Below are 15,599 nucleotides of genomic sequence, written 5' to 3'. Positions count from 1 at the left end.
GAAAACAGGAGGAAAAGAAGATGAAGAGTTATACAATTACCGTAAATGGCGTAGCATATGACGTAACCGTAGAAGAGGGCGCAGGCGGCGCAGCGGCTCCGGCGGCAAGACCGGCAGCGGCACCGAAGGCAGCTCCGGCTCCGAAAGCGGCTCCGGCTCCGGCAGCAGCTCCGGCTGCAGGCGGTGCAGCAGGCGCTGTTAAGGTAACAGCTTCCGTACCGGGCAAGGTATTTAAGGTAGAGGCAAGCGTTGGACAGGCTGTAAAAGCCGGCGATGCCATCGTTATCCTGGAAGCAATGAAGATGGAAATCCCTGTTGTAGCTCCGCAGGACGGCACAGTTGCAAGCATCGACGTGGCAGTGGGCGCGGCTGTAGAAAACGGCGACGTACTGGCATCTCTGAACTAATTGCAAAGCGCTTGCGTAACACTACAAAACAGGAGGTAAGATAATGTCATACATTACAAGTACATTAGGCAATCTGCTCCATCAGACAGCGTTTTTCAATCTGACCTGGGGCAATTACCTGATGATAGCGGTGGCATGTGTATTTTTGTACCTTGCTATCAAACATGGTTTTGAGCCGCTTCTGCTGGTTCCGATTGCATTTGGTATGCTGTTGGTAAACATTTATCCGGACATTATGGCAAGCCCGGAGGAAACGTCCAACGGCGTAGGCGGACTGCTTCATTATTTCTACATACTGGATGAATGGAGTATCCTGCCGTCACTTATTTTCATGGGTGTCGGAGCGATGACGGACTTCGGTCCGCTGATAGCGAATCCCAAGAGCTTCCTGCTCGGCGCCGCTGCACAGCTCGGTATTTACATGGCATATTTCCTTGCCATTTTCCTGGGCTTCAACGGAAAAGCGGCAGCGGCAATCTCCATCATCGGTGGAGCGGACGGCCCGACCTCTATTTTCCTTGCTGGTAAGCTGGGACAGACATCCCTTATGGGACCGATCGCGGTAGCGGCATATTCTTATATGTCTCTCGTTCCGATCATTCAGCCGCCTATCATGAAGGCGTTTACCACAGAGGAAGAACGTAAAATTAAGATGGAACAGCTTCGTCCGGTATCCAAGCTGGAGAAGATCCTCTTCCCGATCATCATCACGATCGTTGTGTGTCTGCTTCTGCCGACCACAGCTCCGCTTGTTGGTATGCTGATGCTCGGAAACCTGTTCCGTGAGTCCGGCGTTGTTAAGCAGCTCACAGAGACCGCTTCCAACGCGCTGATGTATATCGTAGTTATCCTGCTCGGTACTTCTGTAGGTGCTTCCACCAGTGCAGAAGCATTCCTGAACGTGGACACACTGAAAATCGTTGTGCTTGGTCTGGTAGCGTTCGCGTTCGGTACCTTCGGCGGCGTTATGTTCGGTAAGCTGATGTGCAAGATGTCCGGCGGCAAGATAAATCCGCTGATCGGTTCCGCCGGTGTATCCGCGGTGCCGATGGCAGCCCGTGTATCCCAGAAGGTGGGTGCTGAGGCAGACCCGACCAACTTCCTGCTGATGCACGCAATGGGACCGAACGTAGCAGGTGTTATCGGTACCGCCGTAGCGGCAGGTACATTCATGGCTATCTTCGGGGTGTGAGCACTTAATGAAAGCAAGGCGTTAGCCGCCGCTTGAATTTAGTGCGAACCCCGTTCTGCACAACTTGGCGAAGGCGAGCCGCCAGGCGAAGCCTGAGGTTTAGTGTGCAGAACAACCTTGGAAGAGCACTTAATGAAAGCAAGGCGTCAGCCGCCGCTTGAATTTAGTGCGAACCCCGTTCTGCACAACTTGGCGAAGGCGAGCCGCCAGGCGAAGCTTGAGGTTTAGTTGCCATGCATCCGAAGGGAGCTGCCGGTGGCAGGTCCTGTAGGTGTGCAGAACAACCTTTTAATACTTGATAGGAGGAATAGAAAATGGCAAAACAGGTTAAAAAGCCGATTAAAATCACCGAGACGATTCTGCGTGACGCACATCAGTCTCTGATTGCCACCAGAATGACAACGGAACAGATGCTTCCGATTGTTGATAAAATGGATAAAGTAGGTTATCATTCTGTAGAGTGCTGGGGCGGCGCAACATTTGACGCATCCCTGCGCTTCTTAAAAGAAGACCCGTGGGACAGACTTCGTAAATTCCGCGACGGCTTCAAGAACACAAAGCTGCAGATGCTGTTCCGCGGACAGAATATCCTTGGATATCGTCCGTATGCAGATGATGTAGTAGAATATTTTGTACAGAAATCCATCGCAAACGGTATTGATATCATCCGTATTTTCGACTGTCTGAACGATTTGCGCAACCTGCAGACAGCCGTTACCGCGGCAAACAAAGAAAAAGGACATGCGCAGGTAGCGCTCTCCTATACACTGGGTGAGGCTTACACACTGGATTACTGGAAAGAAATGGCGAAGCGTATCGAGGATATGGGCGCAAACTCCATCTGTATCAAGGATATGGCGGGTCTTCTGCTTCCGTACACGGCAACTGAGCTGGTAACAGCGCTGAAGGAAACCGTAAGCATTCCGATCCAGCTTCACACACACTACACCTCCGGCGTAGCTTCCATGACTTACTTAAAGGCAGTGGAAGCGGGCGTTGACGTAATCGATACGGCAATGTCCCCGTTCGCTCTGGGAACCTCCCAGCCGGCGACCGAGGTTATGGTAGAGACCTTCAAGGGTACTCCGTACGATACCGGTCTGGATCAGAAGCTTCTGGCGGAAATCGCAGATTACTTCCGTCCGATCCGCGACGAGGCGCTGGAGAGCGGTCTGCTGAACCCGAAGAACCTTGGCGTAAACATCAAGACACTGCTTTACCAGGTACCGGGCGGTATGCTTTCCAACCTTACCTCCCAGCTCAAAGACCTTCACGCAGAGGACAAATACTACGAGGTTCTGGAAGAGGTTCCGCGTGTGCGTAAGGACCTCGGTGAGTGCCCGCTGGTAACACCGTCCTCCCAGATCGTCGGAACACAGGCGGTTATGAACGTCATCAGCGGCGAGCGCTACAAGATGGTTCCGCAGCAGACAAAAGATGTGCTGAGCGGAAAATACGGCGCAACCGTAAAACCGTTCAATCCGGAAGTACAGAAGAAGTGCATCGGTGATGCGGAAATCATCACCTGCCGTCCGGCGGACCTTATCCCGGACGAGCTGGATACCTTAAGAGGAGAAATGGCTCAGTGGTCCCAGCAGGATGAGGATGTGCTGACATATGCACTGTTCCCGCAGGTAGCAGTTGAGTTCTTCAAGTACAGAGAAGCACAGCAGACAAAGGTGGATGCTACGGTAGCTGATACAAAAGACGGAGCATATCCGGTATAAATTAAGAAAGATTTCATCTGAAAAAGGATGGGGCGCGGCGCGATGCAGCGTCCCATTTTCAGCAGTATAAGGAGAGAATATGAGAGCGGTCATCAGAAAAAATATAGCGGTTTTCTTACTGCTGCTTGCGGTTCTGGGAACATGCGGCATTTGCGCGCAGGCGCAGGAGGAGACAGACGGAAAGCAGGAAATATACAATCTTCTTCTGATAGGGACAGATAAGCGGGACGACAGCTGGAACGGAAATTCTGACGTCATGATACTGGTAACGCTGAATCCGGAAACGGAGGAAATCATGCTAACCTCCTTTATGAGAGATCTGTACGCGGATATTCCGGGCTATGGCGTGCACAAACTGAATTATGCGTTTGCCGTCGGCGGCGCGGAGAAGCTGGTGGAGACACTGGAGGACAACTACCGGATTTCCATTGATAATTATGCTATCGTGGATTTCGAGGATATGGAGGATATCGTTGATCTGGCGGGAGGCGTGGAAATCACGGCCTCCGATGCGGAATGCACCGTGCTCAACCAGTATCTGGAAAGCATGGGTGCGCCGGAGGAGGACTATATTTATACGGGCGGCACTTATCTGCTGAACGGGAACCAGGCGGTTGCGTATATGAGAATCCGCTATGTCGGCAACAGTGACTATCAGAGAACACAGCGCCAGCGTGACGTGCTGAAGGAGCTGTTCGCGTCCGTGCGCGACATGAACGCGGCGGAGCTGCTGACATTTTCCACAGAGGCGGCGCTGCATGTGGAGCACGATATCGGGCTGACAGAAATGGCGGAGCTTGCCGCCATGCTGCCGAAATATTTAACATATGATTTGTCGGAGCAGCGCGTTCCGTACGACGACCTCTACCATTCACAGGACGAAATGCTGGTGCCGGATTTCGAGGCGACCATTTCCCGCCTGCATGAAGCGCTGGGAATAGAATAGTCTGGCAGAAACCGGGAACAAATAAAAACGCACTAACAGAAAGGCAGACAGTATATGAAGAAGATACTGGTAATCGGCGGCGGGGCGGCGGGCATGTTTGCGGCAATCGCGGCGGCGCCGGGAAATGAGGTCCACATTTACGAAAAAAATGAGCGGCTGGGGAAGAAGCTGTACATCACCGGAAAGGGCAGATGCAACCTGACAAATGCCTGCGATATGGAAGAGCTGTTTGAGGCGGTGTGTACCAACCGCAAATTCCTGTACAGCGCGCTGTATGGCTTTACGAACCAGGACGCGATTCATTTTTTCGAGGGGCATGGCTGTAAAACCAAGACAGAGCGCGGACAGCGCGTTTTCCCGGTTTCCGACAAATCGGCGGATGTAATCGACGCACTGCGGCGGGCTCTGCGCGCCGCCGGTGTGCATATCCATCTGAATGCGCAGGTGAAGGAGGTGCTCGTCTCAGACGGGGCAGCCGCGGGAATCCGCCTTGCCGACGGCAGCCGGATAAACGGGGACGCCGTCATCGTGGCGACCGGCGGGCGTTCCTACCCGTCCACCGGCTCTACCGGGGATGGCTATCTCTTTGCGGAGGCGTGCGGGCACACGGTGACGGAGCAGTATCCTTCCCTGGTGCCGTTTAATACAAAGGAAGCGTTTGTGAAAGAGCTGCAGGGTCTGTCTCTGAAAAACGTCAAGCTTTCTGTATTTGACGGGAAAAAGCGGCTTTATGAAGCATTCGGGGAAATGATGTTCACGCATTTCGGCGTGACGGGTCCGCTGGTGCTGACGGCGAGCGCATCGGTACAGAAAAGGCTGCGGCAGAAGGAGCTGAAGCTAGAAATAGACTTAAAACCGGCGCTCAGTGAGGAACAGCTCGATGCCAGGCTGCTGCGCGAATTTGAAGAGGGAAAAAATAAGCAGTTTAAAAATGCGGCATCAAAGCTCTTTCCGGCGAAGCTTACGCCGGTGATGATACAGCTCTCCCGGATTAATCCGGAGAAAAAGGTAAATGAAATCACACGCGCGGAGCGCAGTTTTTTTGTGCATCAGATAAAACATTTGGAGTTGACGGCGACGGGGCTGCGAGATTATAATGAAGCTATTATTACAAAAGGCGGCGTTGCGGTGAAAGAAATCCAGCCGGCAACGATGGAGTCGAAGCTGGTGCACGGGCTGTATTTTGCAGGCGAGGTGCTGGACGTCGACGCGCTGACAGGCGGCTTTAATCTGCAGATTGCATGGGCGACCGGCTATGCGGCGGGCGTACATCTGGCGGCGGACGATACAGAAACGCTGAAATCAAATCCCCCGCTGCAGGCAACGGGGGATCAGGCTTGTAGCGCTGCAGAGCAGCGGGGCATTTGACTCTCGCGGCAGTCGCCAAATATCCGCACAAGTGCGACTGCCTGGCTCGTTGCCCGCGGAAATAAAGAGCTTTGCGGCAGATAAGGCGGCACAGGAGGGAATATGACATACAATATAGCAATAGACGGTCCGGCGGGCGCAGGAAAAAGCACCATTGCCCGGCGGGTCGCCGGAGAACTTTCTTTTATTTATGTGGATACCGGAGCGATGTACCGCACAATCGCGCTTGGTCTGCTCCGTGAGGGGATAGACGCCGGAAACGGGGCGCAGGTGGAGGCGGCGCTGCCTCAGATACAGGTATCCATTGCCTACCGGGACGGGGAGCAGCAGATGCTTCTGAACGGTGAAAATGTTTCCGGGCTTATCCGGACAGAGGAAGTGGGCAACATGGCATCGCGGGCGGCGGCGCTTCCCTGTGTGCGGGAGAAGCTGCTGGATTTGCAGAAGGAGCTGGCGCGCACGCACAATGTCGTGATGGATGGAAGAGATATCGGCACCAACATCCTTCCGGAGGCGCAGCTGAAGATTTATCTGACGGCGAGCGCCGATACAAGAGCGGCGCGGCGGCAGAAGGAACTGCAGGAAAAGGGAATCCCGTGCAGCTTTGAGAAAATCCGGGACGATATCATCAAAAGGGACGACCAGGATATGCACCGCGAAATCGCTCCGCTGATGCAGGCGGCGGACGCCGTGTATCTGGATTCCTCCGACATGACGATCGACGAGGTGACAGAAAAAATAAAGTCCCTTGTAAATGTCTGACCGGGTCTGGAAATCCCGGCGGCAGGGGCTGCAAAAAAATCCTTCAGACAGGAAAAGGAATGAATATGGAAGTAATCGTTGCAAAAACGGCAGGGTTCTGCTTTGGCGTGCACCGGGCGGTAAACAAGGTGTACGAGCAGACAGAAAAAGGCGCGGCGCCCATTTACACCTACGGTCCGATTATCCACAACGAAGAAGTGGTGAAGGACCTGGAGGCGCGGGGCGTGCGGGTCATCGGAACGCGCGGGGAGCTGGAGCAGCTCATCTGCGGCACCATTGTAATACGCTCACATGGAGTGGGTAGGGACATATACAGCCTGATACGGGAGAGAGGGCTGGGGCTGGTGGACGCGACCTGTCCCTATGTCAAAAAGATACACCGGATCGTGGAAAGAGAAAGCGCAGAAGGAAGACAGATTGTAATTATAGGAAGCGACAGTCATCCGGAGGTGGAGGGTATAAAAGGCTGGTGCACGGGGCAGGCAACGGTCATTGCCACGGAAGAAGAAGCAGAGGCATTTATACCGAAAGAGGGAAAGAAACTATGTGTCGTATCACAGACGACATTTAACAACAATAAATTTAAAAATTTAGTTGAAATTATTTCTAAAAAGGGTTATGATAGTACTGTTATAAATACAATCTGCAATGCAACAGAGGAACGACAGCGCGAGGCGGCAGAGATTGCAAAGCAGGTGGACGCCATGATTGTCATTGGCGGCAGGCACAGTTCAAATACACAAAAGCTATTTGAAATATGTAAAAAAGAATGCGAAAATACTTACTATGTACAGACACTTGTAGACTTGGAGCCAATATTATTACCTCCTGTCGATTGCGTAGGTATTACTGCAGGGGCATCTACCCCCAATCATATTATTAAGGAGGTTTACACATATGTCAGAAATGAGCTTTGAACAAATGCTGGAGGAATCACTGAAAACAATTCACAATGGAGAAATCGTTGAAGGAACAGTCATCGACGTAAAGGAAGACGAGATTGTTCTGAACATCGGCTACAAAGCAGATGGCATTATATCAAAGAATGAATATACAAACGATGCGGGCATTGACCTCAGAGACGTTGTAAAAGTCGGGGATACAATGGAAGCAAAGGTATTAAAGGTAAACGACGGGGATGGACAGGTGGCTCTCACCTACAAGAAGCTTGCCGCTGAAAAAGGAAACAAGAGACTGGAAGAGGCATTTAATAACCATGAGGTGCTGAAAGCGCCGGTTACACAGGTACTCTCCGGTGGTCTGAGTGTTGTGGTTGACGAGGCAAGGGTATTTATCCCGGCAAGCCTGGTATCCGACACTTACGAGAAGAACCTGGAAAAGTTTGCTGACCAGGAGATTGAGTTTGTGATTACGGAATTCAATCCGCGCAGACGCAGAATCATTGGTGACCGCAAGCAGCTTCTTGTCGCAAGAAAAGAAGAAATGCAGAAAGCGCTGTTCGAGAGAATCCATGTCGGAGACGTGGTAGAGGGTGTTGTAAAGAACATCACAGATTTTGGTGCGTTCGTAGACCTTGGCGGAGCAGACGGTCTGCTTCATATTTCCGAAATGTCCTGGGGAAGAGTTGACAATCCGAGAAAGCTCTTCAACGTAGGCGATAAGCTGAAGGTCCTTCTGAAGGATATTAATGGAAACAAGATTGCGCTCAGTCTGAAATTTGAGGATGAGAATCCGTGGCTGACCGCAGCAGAAAAATATGCGGCTGGAAACATTGTCACAGGCCGTGTGGCGAGAATGACAGACTTCGGTGCTTTCGTAGAGCTGGAGCCGGGCGTGGACGCGCTGCTTCACGTATCCCAGATTTCTCACGAGCATGTAGACAAGCCGTCGGATGTTCTGAAGGTTGGACAGCAGATTGAGGCGAAGGTTGTGGACTTCAATGAAGAAGAGAAGAAAATCAGCCTCAGCATGAAGGCGCTGGAGAATACTTCCGCAAAAGAGGAAGCACCGGCAGAAGAAGACGCAGAATAAAAACAGTCAGATAAAATCCCCTGCAGCGAAACTGCGGGGGATTTTTTTAGACGTGAGATTCAGATATCCGCAATCAGATGCCGCAGATAATCGAGCATCTGATCTTTGTCTTGCAGAAATTTTTCCGTACACTGAAAATAAGATATCGTGTCTTTGTAGGTTTCTTTAAATACCGGCGTAAACAGAGCGGTGCGCTGTGGCAGAAAGAAGCCTTCTTTTTTTGTAAAGCAGGTTGCGGCGGTGGCGGGCTGGCGGTAATCTTTGTCTACGTAAGCGGCAATGCTTTTGTGGACGGCGGTATCCTCCAGCGGAAGATAATAGTAATTCTTGTAGTCCGCAAAAAAGTGCTTCAGGGAGCCCTGCACGCCCTGTATCTGAAAGGCGAGGCGGGAATGGGCGCCGCTTATGTAAAAAAGCTCGCCCCGGTAAGAGAACGGCTTTGGCAGCTCGACCGGGTACCAGGTTTCCACAATCAGAGTGCTGTCCTCGATATGTCCGCCCGCGATGCCGAAGCTGCCGCTTAGGACCGGCAGATAGGAAAGCAGCGGAAGAATAGAGAGCATACCGAGCAGATCCTCATAATTATGCAGCAGGAGCAGCTTCAGAAAATCCTGCGAGGGGGCAGCGGCATACTGATAGTAGACGTCGATCAGCTCGCCGCCGCTGTAGCGGTCCTCACGGCGGATATCCAGAAATTCCTCCAGGTTTTTCTGCTTCAGGGAGGACAGGGACAGCAGGTTTTTCAGCGGGCGCATCATGCGGTAAAGGTCGCGGCTGACAAGCGTGGAAAAGGTGTCCGCGAGCTGGTAGGCGCGGCATTTCTCCTGCAGATAGGGGATATCGAAGCGGTCGCCGTTAAAATGGATTACCTGGGAAAATTTCCGCGCAAAGGTAAGAAACGCAGTCAGAACCTGCTCCTCCTCCGCCGGAGTTTCGGCAAACCACTGGATAAGCTGCCAGCCATCCGACGCGAAGCTGACAGCCCCGATCAGATACAGGGAGGAGCTGCGCGCGGAAAGCCCGGTAGTTTCGATATCAAAAAAGAGCAGACCGGATTTATTGTAATCCTGGAACGCCGTGCCGTTTAAATTTAGTTCAATGGGATATATTTTCGTAATCATAACAGGATGATTATAGCGCATTTTTCTGAAACAGGCAACAGAATAAATCAAGTGTTACTGTTTAGGTGTTAACTGTAATACAAAAAGTCGTACTTGTCAAAACTGGAAGATTATGGTATGATAGGTACATCAAAGGGGCGGAGTATTCAAAGGGGTACTCCGTCTTTTTCTGCGCGGGAAATTCCAAAGGGCAGGCGAAACTGCTCCGGCGGGATGCGCGCGGGTGCGGGAAAAGGCGGGACTGTCATCGTAATTGCGGGATGCATGGATAGAAAAATGTATTTTGGGAGGAGTTTATGATGAGAGCAAAACAAAAAATGGCAGGGCTCTGCGCTCTGGTCTGTCTTATCACGGCGGTGCCGGTAAGCGGGCAGGAGATTATTGATGCGGATTACAGTGCGGCGATGCTCAGTATTATGAGCGAAGGGGAAGAGCCGCTGGAGGAACCGGTGGAGGAGCTGGAGCAGCAGAACGTGCAGGAGATTGCCATTCAGAAGCTGTCCTACACCACGGATGTACTGACCGTGCGGGCGCTGCCGGGCACGGAATATGAGGAAGTGGGCAAGCTTGCGCAGTATACAAAGGTGCAGGTGACCGGCGTCTGCGACAATGGCTGGAGCCGTGTGCAGATGGAGAGCGGGATATCAGGCTTTGTGAGCAACGAATATCTTTCCGATATCGTGCCGGAGGGAGCACAGAATATCGGAGAATCGCTGGGTGTGTTTACCGTCACTTATTACTGCGCGTGCGAGCTTTGCTGCGGCTGGTGGTCCGGCGGACCGACGGCGAGCGGGGCTTATCCGGTAGCGGACTGGACGGTTGCCGCAGACCCGGAGGTCCTTCCGCTTGGCACCCACATCTATATCAATGGCCACGAATACTGTGTGGAAGACACGGGAAGCGGCGTGGACGGAAAGCATATTGATATTTATGTAAACAATCATTCCGTCGCGGTAAATAACGGAGTGGGGTCGGTGGAAGTTTTTGCAAGTAAATAGTCTGGTATTTTCGTAAAAAATGCTAGACTATTTTGGCGTTTTATGAGAAAATATGAACGAGGTACAAACCGGATACAGCAGATAGCCGGTGTACATAGAAAGACATTTATTATTGAAAGGAGTCTAAAAATGATTTATTCACGCGAAGTAGAAGAAATGTGTCCAGTTGCACAGGGCGTTCATCACGGTGCGGCGCCCATTCCGGAAGAAGCAAAATGGGTACAGGCAAAAGAAATTAAGGATATTTCCGGCTTTACACATGGTGTAGGCTGGTGTGCACCGCAGCAGGGTGCATGCAAGCTTTCCCTGAATGTAAAAGAGGGCGTTATCCAGGAAGCACTGGTTGAGACGATCGGATGTTCCGGTATGACACACTCTGCGGCTATGGCAGCCGAGATCCTGCCGGGTCTTACCGTTCTGGAAGCACTGAACACAGACCTTGTATGTGATGCAATCAACACTGCAATGAGAGAGCTGTTCCTGCAGATCGTGTACGGACGTTCCCAGTCCGCATTCTCCGAGGATGGTCTTGCAGTAGGCGCTGGTCTGGAGGACCTTGGAAAGGGTCTGCGCTCCCAGGTTGGTACCATGTATGGAACATTGAAAAAAGGTCCCCGTTACCTGGAAATGGCAGAGGGTTATGTTACGGGTATTGCACTCGATGCTGATGACGAGATTATCGGTTATCAGTTCGTGAGCCTTGGCAAGATGACAGACTTCATCAAAAAAGGCGACGACCCGAATACTGCATGGGAAAAAGCAAAAGGTCAGTATGGCCGTGTGGCGGATGCAGTTAAAATCATTGATCCGAGAAAAGAATAATAGAGGAGGTAACAGGAAATGGCTTTATTTGAATCATATGAGAGACGAATTGACAAAATCAATTCCGTTCTGAACAGTTATGGAATTGCTTCTATCGAAGAGGCGGAAAAAATCACAAAGGATGCCGGTCTGAACGTTTACGACCAGATTAAAGGCATCCAGCCGATCTGTTTTGAAAATGCATGCTGGGCATACACGGTAGGCGCTGCGATCGCAATCAAGAAGGGCTGCAGAAAAGCGGCGGATGCGGCAGCAGCAATCGGAGAAGGTCTGCAGGCTTTCTGTATTCCGGGCTCTGTTGCAGATACCCGTAAGGTAGGTCTTGGTCATGGAAACCTGGGCAAGATGCTTCTGGAAGAAGAGACCGAGTGCTTCGCATTCCTGGCAGGCCACGAGTCCTTCGCAGCGGCAGAGGGTGCAATCGGTATCGCTGAGAAGGCAAACAAGGTTCGCCAGAAACCGCTCCGCGTTATCCTGAACGGTCTTGGAAAAGACGCTGCACAGATCATCTCCCGTATCAACGGCTTTACCTATGTTGAGACAGAGTACGACCCGTATACCAACGAAGTAAAGGAAGTATTCCGCAAGTCCTATTCCGATGGTCTCCGCGCAAAGGTAAACTGCTACGGCGCTAACAGCGTTCCGGAAGGCGTTGCCATCATGTGGAAAGAGGGCGTTGACGTTTCCATCACCGGAAATTCCACCAACCCGACACGTTTCCAGCATCCGGTTGCAGGTACCTACAAGAAGGAATGCAACGAAAAAGGCAAGAAATACTTCTCCGTAGCATCCGGCGGCGGCACAGGACGTACCCTCCACCCGGATAACATGGCAGCAGGTCCGGCTTCCTACGGTATGACAGATACCCTTGGGCGTATGCACTCCGACGCACAGTTTGCAGGTTCTTCCTCCGTACCGGCTCACGTAGAAATGATGGGTCTGATCGGCGCAGGAAACAACCCGATGGTTGGTATGACGGTTGCGGTTGCGGTAAGCATTGAGGAAGCTGCAAAAGCAGGCAAATTTTAATTAAAAAATCCTTTAAAATCAAGGGTTTGGAGCTTTCGGGCAGGTCCCGAAGGCTCCTTTCTGTTTGCGCGTCATGGGCGCGCTCTAACGGGTGCAAGTCCCGAACATGCCCGGATAGTGGAAAATGTATAGCTGAACAGCAAGGGTGTCCATCGTGAGGTGGAATCTGAAGGAAGCTGTAGGCAAATCTCTGGTCCGACGGACAGAAATCGCATATAAGGCTAGGCTACGAGAGATAAGCTGGCAGAAAGCAACGAAGTCTAATAACTATCACGTTAGTAGTAGCAGAGTAAATGCGGCGGATATATGGAGAGAAAGAGCGTGCACCTTAAGCGTGGAGGTCTCACAGAGGTTCCATCAGCCTAGTAACAACGAACTGTGAGAAGTCAGCAGAGTCCATAGTAGTGAGGAAGTCTCAGTAATGGAGATGGAGCGAAGGGGCGAACAATCAATCAGTTTGAGTAGGTCTCGTGTTGCAGAAGAGACAGACATCCGCCGTAACCAATCGGGGAAAAGATGGTCAAATCAAGCGAGACGGAAAGGAAAGAACGCATGGACACAAGTAGTCTAATGGAGCAGATATTATCCAGAGATAATCTCAACAGAGCGTACCTGCAAGTCGTACGAAACAAAGGTGCAGAGGGAGTGGACGGAATGAAGTACACGGAACTTAAGGAGCACCTTGCAAAGAACGGCGAAATCATCAAGGAACAGCTGAGGACAAGGAAATATAAGCCTCAGCCAGTACGAAGAGTGGAGATACCAAAGACGGATGGCGGTGTCAGAAATCTGGGAGTACCAACAGTAACAGACAGATTTGTACAACAAGCCATAGCACAAGTGTTAACACCAATCTATGAAGAACAGTTTCATGACCACAGTTATGGATTTAGACCAAACAGATGTGCACAGCAGGCAATCCTTGCGGCACTCGACATGATGAATGACGGAAATGACTGGATTGTAGATATTGACCTGGAAAAGTTCTTTGACACAGTAAACCATGACAAGTTAATGACTTTAATTGGCAGAACAATCAAAGATGGAGATGTTATCTCTATTGTAAGGAAATATCTTGTAAGCGGAATCATGATAGATGATGAGTACAGGGAATCAGTTGTGGGAACACCACAAGGAGGAAATCTTTCTCCGCTGTTAGCAAACATCATGCTCAATGAACTCGATAAGGAAATGGAAAAGCGAGGGTTGAACTTTGTAAGATATGCGGATGACTGCATTATCATGGTAGGAAGCGAAATGTCTGCAAAGCGGGTGATGAGAAATATATCACGTTTCATCGAAGAGAAACTGGGACTCAAGGTCAACATGACCAAGAGCAAAGCAGACAGACCACAAGGGTTAAAATACCTTGGATTCGGATTCTACTATGACCCAATGGCACACCAATACAAGGCTAAACCACATGCAAAATCAGCTGAGAAATTTAAGAAGAAGATGAAAGAACTCACCTGCCGTAGCTGGGGCGTTAGCAACAGCTATAAGGTGGAGAAACTCAACCAACTCATCAGAGGATGGATAAACTACTTCAGGATAGGAAGCATGAAAACGCTCTGTAGAGAACTGGACGGAAACATCAGATATAGATTGCGCATGTGTATATGGAAACACTGGAAAACTCCCCAGAACAGAGCAAAGAATCTGATGAAACTTGATGTACCAAGATGGGCGGCATACAATATCGCTTATTGTGGCGATAAATACGCTCGTCTCGCACACAATGGCTGGATACAGAAAGCTATAAGTACAAAGAGACTAACCTCATTTGGATTAGTCTCAATGCTGGATTACTACACCGAGAGGTGTGTCACTTGTTAAGTTGATTGAACCGCCGTGTACCGAACGGTACGCACGGTGGTGTGAGAGGTCGGAATTTCTCATTTAAGAGAAATTCCTCCTACTCGATTTTTCAGCTGATAATCGCGATTTTCAATGGAAAATTGGGTTAGATTTGAAAAAAGTCAACATTTGGTCAACATTCATTTTCAATGTTGACCAAAAATATGTTGACTTTTTTGATATGATTTGGCTTTGCGGCAGGCAGAATATTTTAGTATATTAGTCATACATGCTATTTAAAATTGCAAAGCTGCGTGTTTGAATTGTTTCTGTTAAATGATCCGTGTATATATTTGTAGTAGAAAGATTTACATGTCCTAATCGTCTTTGTATGTAAACCATATCAGCTCCGTTTTCTTGTAACATTGTAGCGTGCGTATGGCGTAGACTATGGAAATCAAACTCAGGGAAATTCATTTTATGATGGATTACAGATGAAGTATGTTGCATAGTACGTGGCGCAATATATTCTCCATTTTCTCTAACCAGTAACGGCTGTATTTCTACGCTCCCTAAATTGTCCGAGAGTCGGTTCATGGCAGGCGGAAACTTTTCTGGTCTTTTTCCTCCATATATCAATGGTACTTCAACGTAATAGTGTTTATAAAAATTACCATAATAAGTACGTGCTCTATCTTGTTTTTCAATTTCTTTTCCTAACAGTTCCGTTAATTCATTGTCAATATCAATTACTCGATAAGAACGGAATTTAGGTTCTGAAAAGTACCAGTAGCCGTTACCGGCTCTTGAGCTTCCATTATCTAATTGTTTTTGTTTTACAGAACGAGTTTTATCTTGATACCAGCTCTGACGAGCAAAAATAATTATTAATAAAAACCTCCCTTTTTCAGGAGAATTGCGAGATAATAAAGTTAGCTCGAAAACTTTTTTCTTCGCAAGCCCGAAAGAAGGGAGGTTTTTCCAGCAAAAACAAAAGAAAAAATCATGAGAAAAGAATCAAGGGAACACCTGGCACGGTTTAACCTTGCCTGTGAATTGGTAAAGGTGATCCGCCACTTTTTCCCGGAACTTTTATCCTTGTTAAAGCAGGTGGAGGATCCAAGGCACCAAAGCTATATTATCTATAGCAACCATGTCTTACTGATGACACGGATCCTGTCATCTATATTTTATATCAACAGCATGAGGAGTACAAGCGGAGAATTTAATGATGAAACTGTAATTGAAAATATTGGGGTGTTGTGCGGAGAAGAACTAAAGGAGCTGCCTTATTGGGAAACGATCAACAATTACGGGAGTTTGACAATTGAATAATCGAAAAATCCTCTGCAGGCCGCATAAAGCCTGCGTTTTTTGTGTCAACTTTTTTGTTTTATTATATTGTATTTTATTGCAATGTATTGTATAATAAGGGCCA

At 49.6% G+C, this 15,599-nt stretch carries 15 protein-coding genes; 13 read left to right on the top strand and 2 right to left on the bottom strand.

Annotated features, from left to right (window positions below):
* The first annotated feature begins 20 nt into the window (after positions 1–20).
* The 8 genes from NQ534_RS02985 to rpsA all read left to right on the top strand — a co-directional run bounded on the left by NQ534_RS02985 (position 21) and on the right by rpsA (position 8,394).
* On the top strand, positions 21–407 hold the full coding sequence (locus NQ534_RS02985; protein WP_074680184.1) for a biotin/lipoyl-binding carrier protein: 387 nt from the start codon (positions 21–23) through the stop codon (positions 405–407).
* Between the two features lie 43 nt (positions 408–450).
* On the top strand, positions 451–1,599 hold the full coding sequence (locus tag NQ534_RS02980) for a sodium ion-translocating decarboxylase subunit beta (protein ID WP_006864634.1): 1,149 nt from the start codon (positions 451–453) through the stop codon (positions 1,597–1,599).
* Between the two features lie 314 nt (positions 1,600–1,913).
* The gene (locus NQ534_RS02975; RefSeq protein WP_006864635.1) at positions 1,914–3,326 is read left to right on the top strand and encodes an oxaloacetate decarboxylase subunit alpha; all 1,413 of its coding nucleotides are present in this window, start codon (positions 1,914–1,916) and stop codon (positions 3,324–3,326) included.
* 79 nt (positions 3,327–3,405) lie between these two features.
* On the top strand, positions 3,406–4,272 hold the full coding sequence (locus NQ534_RS02970; RefSeq protein ID WP_006864636.1) for an LCP family protein: 867 nt from the start codon (positions 3,406–3,408) through the stop codon (positions 4,270–4,272).
* A gap of 54 nt (positions 4,273–4,326) precedes the next feature.
* Complete coding sequence (locus NQ534_RS02965) at positions 4,327–5,640, top strand: BaiN/RdsA family NAD(P)/FAD-dependent oxidoreductase (protein WP_006864637.1); 1,314 nt, start codon at positions 4,327–4,329, stop codon at positions 5,638–5,640.
* 102 nt (positions 5,641–5,742) lie between these two features.
* Positions 5,743–6,402 carry a (d)CMP kinase gene (gene cmk, locus NQ534_RS02960; protein WP_006864638.1) on the top strand — a complete coding sequence of 220 codons (660 nt, stop codon included), beginning with the start codon at positions 5,743–5,745 and terminating at the stop codon, positions 6,400–6,402.
* 65 nt (positions 6,403–6,467) lie between these two features.
* On the top strand, positions 6,468–7,319 hold the full coding sequence (gene ispH / locus NQ534_RS02955; protein ID WP_040785697.1) for a 4-hydroxy-3-methylbut-2-enyl diphosphate reductase: 852 nt from the start codon (positions 6,468–6,470) through the stop codon (positions 7,317–7,319).
* Positions 7,300–8,394 carry a 30S ribosomal protein S1 gene (gene rpsA, locus NQ534_RS02950; RefSeq protein WP_040785688.1) on the top strand — a complete coding sequence of 365 codons (1,095 nt, stop codon included), beginning with the start codon at positions 7,300–7,302 and terminating at the stop codon, positions 8,392–8,394. Before ispH ends, rpsA begins: the two co-directional genes overlap by 20 nt.
* A 59-nt stretch (positions 8,395–8,453) precedes the next feature.
* Here the strand turns inward: rpsA and NQ534_RS02945 are convergent, their stop codons facing one another.
* Positions 8,454–9,515, bottom strand: coding sequence for a ribonuclease H-like domain-containing protein (locus NQ534_RS02945; protein WP_006864641.1), 1,062 nt, complete (start codon positions 9,513–9,515; stop codon positions 8,454–8,456).
* A 296-nt stretch (positions 9,516–9,811) separates the two neighbouring features.
* Here NQ534_RS02945 and NQ534_RS02940 point away from each other — a divergent pair, with 296 nt between their 5' ends.
* The 4 genes from NQ534_RS02940 (at position 9,812) to ltrA (ending at position 14,200) form a co-directional block, all read left to right on the top strand.
* Positions 9,812–10,513 (top strand): 3D domain-containing protein, encoded by a 702-nt coding sequence (locus tag NQ534_RS02940; protein ID WP_083337312.1) that lies wholly within the window; start codon positions 9,812–9,814, stop codon positions 10,511–10,513.
* A gap of 129 nt (positions 10,514–10,642) precedes the next feature.
* Positions 10,643–11,335 carry an iron-sulfur cluster assembly scaffold protein gene (locus NQ534_RS02935; protein ID WP_040785740.1) on the top strand — a complete coding sequence of 231 codons (693 nt, stop codon included), beginning with the start codon at positions 10,643–10,645 and terminating at the stop codon, positions 11,333–11,335.
* Positions 11,336–11,353: 18 nt separating this feature from the next.
* Positions 11,354–12,364 (top strand): GGGtGRT protein, encoded by a 1,011-nt coding sequence (locus NQ534_RS02930; RefSeq protein WP_006864698.1) that lies wholly within the window; start codon positions 11,354–11,356, stop codon positions 12,362–12,364.
* Positions 12,365–12,916: 552 nt separating this feature from the next.
* Entirely contained in the window at positions 12,917–14,200 is a 1,284-nt protein-coding gene (gene ltrA, locus NQ534_RS02925; RefSeq protein ID WP_157200741.1) for a group II intron reverse transcriptase/maturase, read from the top strand.
* 240 nt (positions 14,201–14,440) lie between these two features.
* Here ltrA and NQ534_RS21835 read toward each other — a convergent pair whose 3' ends face one another.
* Positions 14,441–14,671, bottom strand: a complete 231-nt coding sequence (locus tag NQ534_RS21835) for a tyrosine-type recombinase/integrase (RefSeq protein WP_416389150.1) — start codon at positions 14,669–14,671, stop codon at positions 14,441–14,443.
* A gap of 495 nt (positions 14,672–15,166) precedes the next feature.
* Between NQ534_RS21835 and NQ534_RS02920 the strand changes: the two genes are divergently transcribed.
* On the top strand, positions 15,167–15,496 hold the full coding sequence (locus NQ534_RS02920) for a hypothetical protein (protein WP_006862782.1): 330 nt from the start codon (positions 15,167–15,169) through the stop codon (positions 15,494–15,496).
* Positions 15,497–15,599 lie beyond the last annotated feature (103 nt).

The sequence above is a fragment of the Marvinbryantia formatexigens DSM 14469 genome, from assembly GCF_025148285.1.
GTDB classification, from domain to species: Bacteria; Bacillota; Clostridia; order Lachnospirales; family Lachnospiraceae; genus Marvinbryantia; species Marvinbryantia formatexigens.
The sequence above is the reverse complement of the archived record's forward strand: the minus strand, read 5'-3'. Positions and strand labels throughout refer to the sequence as shown.